The sequence below is a fragment of the Streptomyces sp. NPDC006512 genome (assembly GCF_040611935.1).
GTDB lineage: Bacteria > Actinomycetota > Actinomycetes > Streptomycetales > Streptomycetaceae > Streptomyces.
In genome coordinates this window covers 63,092-73,251 of the sequence record NZ_JBEXPG010000042.1, presented here as the reverse complement: position 1 = coordinate 73,251, position 10,160 = coordinate 63,092, and the positions used below count along the sequence as shown (strand labels likewise).

9 protein-coding genes are annotated in these 10,160 nt (G+C 69.0%); 2 read left to right on the top strand and 7 right to left on the bottom strand.

The features are described from left to right. Window positions 1–436 precede the first annotated feature (436 nt). The 3 genes from ABZZ17_RS26890 to thyX form a co-directional block, all read right to left on the bottom strand. A complete protein-coding gene (locus ABZZ17_RS26890; protein WP_356879380.1) occupies window positions 437–2,122 on the bottom strand; it encodes a ribonuclease J in 1,686 nt (561 codons plus the stop codon). Window positions 2,123–2,237: 115 nt separating this feature from the next. Further along, a complete protein-coding gene (gene dapA, locus ABZZ17_RS26885) occupies window positions 2,238–3,137 on the bottom strand; it encodes a 4-hydroxy-tetrahydrodipicolinate synthase (protein ID WP_356879378.1) in 900 nt (299 codons plus the stop codon). 228 nt (window positions 3,138–3,365) lie between these two features. Further along, window positions 3,366–4,106 (bottom strand): FAD-dependent thymidylate synthase, encoded by a 741-nt coding sequence (gene thyX, locus ABZZ17_RS26880; RefSeq protein WP_356879376.1) that lies wholly within the window; start codon window positions 4,104–4,106, stop codon window positions 3,366–3,368. A 238-nt stretch (window positions 4,107–4,344) separates the two neighbouring features. Between thyX and ABZZ17_RS26875 the strand changes: the two genes are divergently transcribed. Further along, entirely contained in the window at window positions 4,345–4,584 is a 240-nt protein-coding gene (locus tag ABZZ17_RS26875; protein ID WP_356879374.1) for a hypothetical protein, read from the top strand. 48 nt (window positions 4,585–4,632) lie between these two features. After that, entirely contained in the window at window positions 4,633–5,187 is a 555-nt protein-coding gene (locus tag ABZZ17_RS26870) for a PH domain-containing protein (RefSeq protein WP_356879372.1), read from the top strand. Window positions 5,188–5,245: 58 nt separating this feature from the next. Here the strand turns inward: ABZZ17_RS26870 and ABZZ17_RS26865 are convergent, their stop codons facing one another. The 4 genes from ABZZ17_RS26865 to ABZZ17_RS26850 are packed head-to-tail and all read right to left on the bottom strand — an operon-like array spanning window position 5,246 to window position 10,122. Beyond that, window positions 5,246–5,698, bottom strand: a complete 453-nt coding sequence (locus ABZZ17_RS26865) for a hypothetical protein (RefSeq protein WP_356879370.1) — start codon at window positions 5,696–5,698, stop codon at window positions 5,246–5,248. A 15-nt stretch (window positions 5,699–5,713) separates the two neighbouring features. Continuing rightward, window positions 5,714–6,466 (bottom strand): 4-hydroxy-tetrahydrodipicolinate reductase, encoded by a 753-nt coding sequence (gene dapB, locus ABZZ17_RS26860; protein WP_356879368.1) that lies wholly within the window; start codon window positions 6,464–6,466, stop codon window positions 5,714–5,716. A 57-nt stretch (window positions 6,467–6,523) separates the two neighbouring features. After that, entirely contained in the window at window positions 6,524–7,903 is a 1,380-nt protein-coding gene (locus ABZZ17_RS26855) for a pitrilysin family protein (protein WP_356879366.1), read from the bottom strand. After that, window positions 7,900–10,122: a polyribonucleotide nucleotidyltransferase gene (locus ABZZ17_RS26850; RefSeq protein ID WP_356879390.1), complete on the bottom strand. Its 2,223-nt coding sequence runs from the start codon at window positions 10,120–10,122 to the stop codon at window positions 7,900–7,902. The genes ABZZ17_RS26855 and ABZZ17_RS26850 overlap by 4 nt, the downstream gene beginning before the upstream one ends. Window positions 10,123–10,160: the final 38 nt, after the last annotated feature.

Below are 10,160 nucleotides of genomic sequence, written 5' to 3'. Positions count from 1 at the left end.
ATTTTTGGCACGCTGTTGAGTTCTCAAGGAACGGACGCTTCCTTTGTACTCACCCTCGCGGGCTTTCCTCCGGGCTTTCGTTCTGTGTTCTTGCGTTTCCGACTCTATCAGACTCTTTCGGGCCCGATTTCCTCGGTGCTTTCCAGGTCCTGCGCTTTCGCGCTTTTCCTTTCCGGCGGTTCCGACTCTATCAGATTCATTTCCGTGTCGTTTCCGACTTGGATTGGAATTCCGATGGCCTTCGGGGGGCCTTTCCCTTTCGGGCGGATCTGACTTTATCAGGTCTCCCTGGGTCTTGGATCCCACCCGCTCGCAGACCGGTCCGGGCACACGTGTGTGCTCGGGGCCGTGCGAGGTGGAGACGTAAACGTACTGGAGCGGGGCCCCCGGATGCAAATCCGGTTGCCCCGCTCCGGTGTGGTCGCTACGGGCGAGGTCAGACCTCGACCACGACCGGGAGGATCATCGGGCGGCGGCGGTAGCCGTCCGAGACCCACTTGCCCATGGTGCGGCGGATGAGCTGCTGGATCTGGTGCGGCTCTGCCACGCCGTCGGCGCCGGCCCGGGCGATGGCGTCCTCGATCTTCGGCAGGATCGCCGCGAAGGCGGAGTCCTCGATGCCGGAGCCGCGGGCCTGGATGTTCGGGCCGCTGACGACCTTGCCCGTGGTGCTGTCCACCACGACGAACACCGAGATGATGCCCTCGTCGCCGAGGATGCGGCGGTCCTTGAGCGAGGCCTCGGTGACGTCGCCGACCGACAGGCCGTCGACGTACACGTAGCCGGCCTGGACCTTGCCCGAGATGCGGGCCTTGCCGTCGATCAGGTCGACGACCACGCCGTCCTCGGCGATGACGATGCGGTCCTTCGGAACGCCCGTCATGGCACCGAGCTCGGCGTTGGCGCGCAGGTGGCGCCATTCGCCGTGGACCGGCATCAGGTTCCGCGGCTTGCAGATGTTGTAGAAGTACAGCAGCTCGCCGGCGGAGGCGTGGCCGGAGACGTGCACCTTGGCGTTGCCCTTGTGCACGACGTTGGCGCCCCAGCGGGTCAGGCCGTTGATCACGCGGTAGACCGCGTTCTCGTTGCCCGGGATCAGGGACGACGCCAGGATCACGGTGTCACCGGGGACGATCCGGATCTGGTGGTCGCGGTTGGCCATGCGGGACAGGGCCGCCATCGGCTCGCCCTGGGAGCCCGTGCAGACCAGCACGACCTCGTCGTCCGGCAGGTCGTCGAGGGTTTTGACGTCCACGACGAGACCGGCGGGAACCCGGAGGTAGCCCAGGTCACGGGCGATGCCCATGTTGCGGACCATGGAACGGCCGACGAAGGCGACCCTGCGGCCGTACTCGTGGGCGGCGTCCAGGATCTGCTGGATGCGGTGCACGTGGCTCGCGAAGGAGGCCACGATGATCCGCTTCTGCGCGCTCGCGAAGACGCCGCGGATGGCGTTCGAGATGTCGCGCTCCGGCGGGACGAAGCCCGGGACCTCGGCGTTCGTCGAGTCGGAGAGGAGGAGGTCGATGCCCTCCTCGCTCAGACGCGCGAAGGCGTGCAGGTCGGTCAGGCGGTTGTCCAGCGGCAGCTGGTCCATCTTGAAGTCACCGGTGCACACGACCATGCCCGCGCCGGTGCGGATCGCCACGGCCAGGGCGTCCGGGATGGAGTGGTTGACGGCGATGAACGCGCAGTCGAAGGGGCCCAGGTTCTCGCGCTCGCCCTCCTTCACCTCGAGGGTGTAGGGGCGGATGCGGTGCTCCTGGAGCTTGGCCTCGATGAGGGCCAGCGTCAGCTTGGAGCCGATCAGCGGGATGTCCGGCTTCTCCCGGAGGAGGTACGGGACGGCGCCGATGTGGTCCTCGTGACCGTGCGTGAGGACGATGCCCTCGACGTCGTCGAGGCGGTCCCGGATCGACGAGAAGTCCGGCAGGATCAGGTCGATGCCCGGCTGCTCCTCTTCGGGGAAGAGGACGCCGCAGTCGACGATCAGCAGACGGCCGTCGAACTCGAAGACCGTCATGTTGCGGCCGATCTCGCCGAGACCGCCCAGCGGTGTGACGCGGAGGCCGCCCTTCGGGAGCTTCGGCGGCGGTCCGAGTTCAGGGTGCGGATGGCTCAAAAGTTTCTCCTTCACCACACGCGCCACGTACCCCCTAAGGCACGTGGCGCGCATGTCATTCGTGCACTTGCATTCGTCTGTTTCGGTCTTGCTTATTCAGTTGTGAAGTCTGTTGTCAGAGCTGTACCCCGCCCGCGGCAAGATCGATCTTGAGCTGTGCCGTCTCTTCGGCGGACAGCTCGATCAGCGGGAGCCGCAGCGGGCCCGCGGGCAGGCCCTGCAGGTTCAGCGCGCCCTTGGTGGTCATCACGCCCTGGGTGCGGAACATGCCGGTGAAGACCGGGAGCAGCTTCTGGTGGATCTCGGCGGCCTTCTGCACGTCGCCGCCGAGGTGAGCCTCCAGCATGGCGCGCAGCTCCGGGGTGACGACGTGGCCGACGACGGAGACGAAACCGACCGCGCCGACCGACAGGAGCGGCAGGTTCAGCATGTCGTCACCCGAGTACCAGGCCAGGCCGCTCTGCGCGATGGCCCAGCTGGCACGCCCGAGGTCGCCCTTGGCGTCCTTGTTGGCCACGATACGGGGATGCTCGGCCAGCCGGACCAGGGTTTCGGTGTTGATCGGGACACCGCTGCGGCCGGGGATGTCGTAGAGCATGACCGGCAGCTCGGTGGCGTCGGCGATGGCCGTGAAGTGCCGGTAGAGGCCCTCCTGCGGCGGCTTGCTGTAGTACGGGGTGACGGCGAGCAGGCCGTGGGCGCCGGTGCGCTCGGCCTGGCGGGCCAGCTCCAGGGTGTGGCGGGTGTCGTTCGTGCCGATGCCGGCGACGACGTGGGCACGGTCCCCGACCGCCTCGAGTACGGCTCGTACGAGGTCGTTTTTCTCCGCGTCGGTGGTCGTGGGCGACTCACCGGTGGTGCCGTTGATGATCAGGCCGTCGTTGCCTGCGTCCACCAGGTGGACGGCGAGACGCTGCGCGCCGTCGAGGTCAAGTGCGCCATCAGCCGTGAACGGCGTGATCATGGCGGTGAGGACCCGCCCGAAGGGGGTCTGCGGAGTCGAGATCGGAGCCATGGGTAACACGCTACTCGCTGCCACGCTCGCGGCGCCCCCTCGGGTGACGTCAACAGGGGGAACCTCCGAGTCGCCGCCCGGTGGGTTGTTGGATCCCGGCACTGCCTGCTCGGGGGTTCAAGCAGTGCCGGGTCCGTTTGATCAGCCTAGATGAACTTTGCGAAACGCCGCAATACGGACACTTGGGACTTGTCTCCGCACATGCGTACGCCGCTCGTGCACCGGGCCTTACGGGGCAACGCGGCCGTTGCCGTTGAAGGCGGAGTAGGTCAGCGGCATCAGCCGCGCCCAGTGCTGCTCCATCTTCTCGCCGACCATCTCGATCTCCCGCTGCGGGAAGGACGGGACCGCCGCCAGCTCGTGCTGGGTGCGCAGGCCGAGGAAGTGCATGAGCGAGCGGGCGTTGCAGGTGGCGTACATCGAGGAGAAGAGACCCACCGGCAGGACCGAACGGGCAACCTCCCGGGCCACGCCCGCCGCCAGCATCTCCTGGTACGCCTCGTAGGCCTGCCGGTACGAGTCCTCCATGACGCGCCCCGTCAGCTCCTGCTGGGCCTCGGTGCCCTCGACGAAGACGTACTTGCCCGGGCGGCCCTCCTGGACGAGCTTGCGCTCCGCGTCCGGGACGTAGAAGACCGGCTGGAGCTCCCTGTAGCGGCCGGATTCCTCGTTGTAGGACCAGCCCACGCGGTGCCGCATGAACTCCCGGAAGACGAAGATCGGGGCACTGATGAAGAAGGTCATCGAGTTGTGCTCGAAGGGGCTGCCGTGGCGGTCGCGCATCAGGTAGTTGATGAGGCCCTTGGAGCGCTCCGGGTCCTTCTGGAGCTCCTCCAGGGACTGCTCGCCGGCCGTGGAGACCCGGGCTGCCCACAGCACGTCGGAGTCGGCGGCGGAGTGCTTCACCAGCTCCACCGTCACCTCACTGCGGAAGCTGGGTTTCAGGTCTGAAGCAGCGGTCTCGCTCACACGGGGTCCTTCCGAACGGTCTTACCTGGGGCGCGCCCACTCTACGGCTCGCGCCGCGCGTGCTCGCGCACGCCCGGACGGCGCCGGGATCCCCCGCACAGCTGACGGGGCGCCAAATTTTTTCGTTAATGTCCCGAATTCCGGCACCGATTGGGCCCCCCGTACGTCCTACAGGGAGAACCCAGTCCGTCCCGTCACCGCCGCCCTCCGGGGCCCGATCGTGAGGAGAGTCGCTCCCATGTTCCGCCGGCGCGAACCCGTACCGTTCGCCTTCGTCGCCGAGGCCGACCGATTCCGCAGTAACGTCACTCCGCCGCCGCGCGAGAGTCTGAGCAAGACCCAGATCGCCGCCCGTAGTCTGGTCGGACTGACCGTGGTGGCGGGGCTCGTCGGCTCGCTGCTCTTCGGGATGCCCGCACTGCAGCCGTACAAGGCGACCGGGAAGGCGCAGCAGTCCGAGGCCTCCGAAGGGCGGTAGCCTCACGGGCACAGCCCCATCGAACGTGCACGTGAGTGAGGTCCTGCCGTGCCCCTGCCCTTCTTGACGGCCGACGGCGTCTTCGACGCACATGAGGACGAAGCCCTCCCCCACGAGGATCCGGAGCGCTGGCGACGGCCGTACCGGCCCGGTCCCTGGCGGGTCGCCGGAGCGGCCCTGCTGCTCCTGCTGGCGGCCTTCATGCTGCTGGCCACGATGATCATCGCCTTCGCGGGCACCTGGCTGGGGGCCGGCATCGGCCTGGCCGCCTCGCTCGTGGTGGTCGGCTCCGCGCTGCGGATCCTGCGCACGGGCGTCTGGGTCAGCCCGGCCGGCCTGCGCCGGGTCGGGTTCTTCCGGACCCGCTCGGTCGCCTGGAGCGAGATCGGCACCATCCGTACGGTCCAGCAGCCGGTGCGCTGGCTGGGACTGCCGAGGACCGTGCAGGGCCAGGCCCTGACGGTGGCCGGCAGCGCCGGTACGGAGCTGCCGGTGCTGATGACCGACCACAACGCCGACTTCCTGTCCCGGGGCGAGGCCTTCGACCGGGCCGCGGGAACGCTGGAGGCGTGGGCGCAGGAGTACCGGCCCGTGCCGGCCTGACGGGGCGCGGAGCGCCGCCTCCGCCGCTGCCGCCACAGCCGGGAAGCCCGTACGGGGATCAGACCTGTACGGGCTTTCCCGCATGCAGGGCGATGGCCCGCTGCATGGCCTTGCGGGCCCGCGGGGTGTCGCGGGCGTCGTGGTAGGCGACGGCGAGGCGGAACCAGCTGCGCCAGTCCCCCGGCGCGTCCTCCGTCTCGGCCTTGCGGCGCGCGAACACCTCGTCGGCGGAGTCCCGCAGGATCCGGCCGTACTGGTCCCGCTCCAGCTCGTCGACGGGCAGGCCGCCCTCGGCCTCCAGTTCGGTCGCGAGCTGGTTGGCCCTGGTGACGAACTGGGTGTTCTTCCAGAGGAACCACACGCCGATGACCGGCAGGATCAGCACGGCCACGCCGAAGGTGACGGTGAGCCAGGTGCCCTGCTGGAGCAGCATGAGGCCCCGGCTGCCGACCAGGACGAAGTACACGGCCAGGACGGCGGCCGTGATGAAGTAGGTGATCTTCGCGCGCATGGGACTACTGCCTCATCAGCCGAGGTCGAGGAAGTTTTCCAGGCCGAAGGTGAGGCCCGGGGTCTGCGTCACGCGGCGCACGCCGAGCAGGATGCCCGGCATGAAGCTGCTGTGGTGCAGGGAGTCGTGACGGATGGTGAGGGTCTCGCCCTCGCTGCCGAGCAGCACCTCCTGGTGGGCCAGCAAGCCGCGCAGGCGGACGGCGTGCACCGGGACCCCGTCGACGTCCGCGCCGCGGGCGCCGTCGAGGGCGGTGGCGGTGGCGTCGGGCTGCGCGCCGAGGCCGGCCTGGGCGCGGGCGGCGGCGATGAGCTGCGCCGTACGGGTCGCGGTGCCGGAGGGGGCGTCGACCTTGTTCGGGTGGTGCAGCTCGACCACTTCGACGGATTCGAAGTAGCGGGCGGCCTGGGCGGCGAACTTCATGGTGAGGACGGCGCCGATGGAGAAGTTCGGGGCGATGAGCACCCCGGTCTGTGGGGAGGCGGCCAGCCAGGTGTTCAGCTGGCCGAGGCGGTCCTCGGTCCAGCCGGTGGTGCCGACCACGCCGTGGATGCCGTGCCGGACGAGGAAGTCCAGGTTCTCCATCACCGAGGCGGGGGTGGTCAGCTCGACCGCGACCTGGGCGCCGGTCTCGGCCAGCGTCTCCAGCTTGTCGCCGCGGCCGAGGGCCGCCACCAGCTCCATGTCCTCGGCGGCCTCGACGGCCTTGACCGCCTCGGAGCCGATGCGGCCCCGGGCGCCGAGGACCGCCACGCGCAGCTTGCTCATGTTCCGTCCTTAAGTGTGTGCAGCCTTGAGCGGGTACGGACCGGGGTCCGTACGGATTTAGGCGACCGCTTCGTCGAGGCGGGCGGCCTGCTTCTCCTTCAGCGGGCCGATCACCGCGAGCGAGGGGCGCTGGGCCAGTACGTCCCGGGCGACCGCGCGGACGTCGTCCGGGGTCACGTCGGAGATCCGGGCCAGCATGTCGTCGACGGACATCTGGTCGCCCCAGCACAGCTCGCTCTTGCCGATGCGGTTCATGATCGCGCCGGTGTCCTCCAGGCCGAGGACCGTGGAGCCGGAGAGCTGGCCGATGGCGCGCCGGATCTCGTCGTCGGTGAGGCCTTCGGTCGCGACCTTATCGAGTTCGTCGCGGCAGATCCGCAGGACGTCGTGGACCTGGCTGGGGCGGCAGCCGGCGTAGACGCCGAAGAGTCCGGTGTCGGCGAAGCCGGAGGTGTACGAGTACACGCTGTAGGCCAGGCCGCGCTTCTCGCGGACTTCCTGGAAGAGGCGGGAGGACATGCCTCCGCCGAGGGCGGTGTTGAGGACGCCCAGGGCCCAGCGGCGTTCGTCGGTGCGGGCGAGGCCCGGCATGCCGAGGACGACGTGCGCCTGCTCGGTCTTGCGGTTCACCAGTTCGACGCGGCCGGAGGTACGGATCCGCTTGGTGCCGGTGCGCGGGCCGACGGGTTCGGCGTCGGCGCGGGTGAGCGCGCCGGCCTTGTCGAAGGCGGCGCGGACCTGGCGCACGACCTTGTTGTGGTCGACGTTGCCGGCGGCGGCGACGACCAGGCGGGTCGGATCGTAGTGCTTCTTGTAGAAGCGGCGGATCCGGTCGGCGCCGAGGGCGTTGATCGTGTCGACGGTGCCGAGGACGGGGCGGCCGAGCGGCGAGTCCCCGTACATGGTCTGGGCGAACAGGTCGTGGACCACGTCACCCGGGTCGTCCTCGGTCATCGCGATCTCTTCGAGGATGACCCCGCGCTCGGCGACGACGTCCTCCTCGCGGATCAGCGAGCCGGTGAGCATGTCGCAGACCACGTCGATGGCCAGCGGCAGGTCGGTGTCGAGCACCCGGGCGTAGTAGCAGGTGTACTCCTTCGCCGTGAAGGCGTTCATCTCGCCGCCGACCGCGTCGATCGCGGAGGAGATGTCGAGGGCACTGCGCTTGTCGGTGCCCTTGAAGAGGAGGTGCTCCAGGTAGTGGGTGGCGCCGTTGAGCGTGGGCGTCTCGTCCCGGGAGCCCACGTTGGCCCAGATGCCGAAGGTGGCGGAGCGGACGGAGGGCAGCGTCTCGGTGACGACGCGCAGTCCACCGGGCAGGACGGTGCGCCGGACGGTGCCGATGCCGTTCTGCCCCTTGAGCAGGGTTTGGGTACGGGCGACGGCCCGCCCCTCCGAAGAGGGGCGGGCCGTCACACGGGAACTACGCGACGTCACTTGTCGGAGTCGTCCTTGTCAGCGTCGTCACCGGCGGCCTCGCCGTCGATCACGGGGATCAGGGAGAGCTTGCCGCGCTGGTCGATCTCGGCGATCTCCACCTGGACCTTGGTGCCGACCGCGAGCACGTCCTCGACGTTCTCCACGCGCTTGCCACCGGCGAGCTTGCGGATCTGCGAGATGTGCAGCAGGCCGTCCTTGCCGGGCATGAGGGAGACGAAGGCACCGAAGGTGGTGGTCTTGACGACCGTACCCAGGTACCGCTCGCCGACCTCCGGCATGGTCGGGTTGGCGATCGCGTTGATCGTGGCGCGGGCGGCCTCGGCGGCCGGGCCGTCGGAGGCACCGATGTAGATGGTGCCGTCGTCCTCGATCGTGATCTCGGCGCCGGTGTCCTCCTGGATCTGGTTGATCATCTTGCCCTTGGGGCCGATGACCTCACCGATCTTGTCCACCGGGATCTTGACGGTGATGATCCGCGGGGCGAACGGGGACATCGCGTCCGGCGTGTCGATCGCTTCCATCATCACGTCGAGGATGTGGAGGCGGGCGTCGCGGGCCTGGGTCAGGGCCGCGGCCAGGACGGAGGCGGGGATGCCGTCCAGCTTGGTGTCGAGCTGGAGCGCGGTGACGAACTCCTTGGTGCCGGCGACCTTGAAGTCCATGTCGCCGAAGGCGTCCTCCGCACCGAGGATGTCGGTGAGGGCGACGTAGTGCGTCTTGCCGTCGATCTCCTGGGAGATCAGGCCCATGGCGATGCCGGCGACGGGGGCCTTGAGGGGCACACCGGCGTTCAGCAGCGACATGGTGGAGGCGCACACGGAGCCCATGGACGTCGAACCGTTGGAGCCGAGGGCCTCGGACACCTGACGGATCGCGTAGGGGAACTCCTCGCGGGTCGGGAGGACCGGCACGATCGCGCGCTCGGCGAGGGCGCCGTGGCCGATCTCGCGGCGCTTCGGCGAACCGACGCGGCCGGTCTCGCCGACGGAGTACGGCGGGAAGTTGTAGTTGTGCATGTAGCGCTTGCGGGTCACCGGGGAAAGGGTGTCCAGCTGCTGCTCCATGCGGAGCATGTTGAGGGTGGTGACGCCCAGGATCTGGGTCTCGCCACGCTCGAACAGCGCCGAGCCGTGCACGCGCGGGATGGCCTCGACCTCGGCGGCGAGGGTACGGATGTCCGTGAGCCCGCGGCCGTCGATGCGGACCTTGTCCTTGATGACGCGCTCGCGCACCAGGGCCTTGGTCAGGCTGCGGTAGGCGGCGGAGATCTCCTTCTCGCGGCCCTCGAAGGCCGGGAGGAGCTTCTCGGCGGCGATGTCCTTGACGCGGTCCAGCTCGGCCTCGCGGTCCTGCTTGCCCGCGATGGTCAGCGCCTGGGAGAGCTCGCCCTTGACGGCGGCCGCGAGGGCCTCGTACACGTCGTCCTGGTAGTCCAGGAAGACCGGGAACTCGCCCTCGGGCTTGGCGGCCTTGGCGGCCAGGTCGGCCTGGGCCTTGCAGAGGACCTTGATGAAGGGCTTCGCGGCGTCGAGACCGGCGGCGACGACCTCCTCGGTCGGCGCCTCGGCGCCGCCCTTGACGAGGGCGATGGTCTTCTCGGTGGCCTCGGCCTCGACCATCATGATCGCGACGTCGCCGTCCTCCAGGACGCGGCCCGCGACGACCATGTCGAAGACGGCGTCCTCGAGCTCGGTGTGCGTCGGGAAGGCCACCCACTGGCCGCGGATCAGCGCGACGCGGACGCCGCCAATCGGGCCGGAGAAGGGCAGGCCGGCCAGCTGGGTGGACGCGGACGCGGCGTTGATCGCGACGACGTCGTACAGGTGGTCGGGGTTGAGCGCCATGATCGTGGCGACGACCTGGATCTCGTTGCGCAGGCCCTTCTTGAAGGACGGGCGCAGCGGGCGGTCGATCAGGCGGCAGGTGAGGATCGCGTCCTCGGAGGGCCGGCCCTCACGGCGGAAGAAGGAGCCGGGGATCTTGCCGGCCGCGTACTGCCGCTCCTCGACGTCCACCGTCAGGGGGAAGAAGTCGAGCTGGTCCTTGGGCTTCTTCGACGCGGTGGTGGCGGACAGCACCATCGTGTCGTCGTCCAGGTAGGCAACGGCGGAGCCGGCGGCCTGGCGGGCCAGACGGCCCGTCTCGAAGCGGATGGTGCGGGTGCCGAAGGAACCGTTGTCAATGACGGCCTCGGCGTAGTGGGTCTCGTTCTCCACTAGCGTTTTCTCCATTTTCGTCGTCTCCGTCCGTCACC

Bases quoted from the DNA above. Each gene is read 5' to 3' on its own strand.
- dapA (WP_356879378.1), bottom strand. From the start codon at position 3,137: ATGGCTCCGATCTCGACTCCGCAGACCCCCTTCGGGCGGGTCCTCACC.
- ABZZ17_RS26875 (WP_356879374.1), top strand. From the start codon at position 4,345: ATGTTCCGCCGGCGCGAACCCGTACCGTTCGCCTTCGTCGCCGAGGCC.
- ABZZ17_RS26865 (WP_356879370.1), bottom strand. From the start codon at position 5,698: ATGCGCGCGAAGATCACCTACTTCATCACGGCCGCCGTCCTGGCCGTG.
- dapB (WP_356879368.1), bottom strand. From the start codon at position 6,466: ATGAGCAAGCTGCGCGTGGCGGTCCTCGGCGCCCGGGGCCGCATCGGC.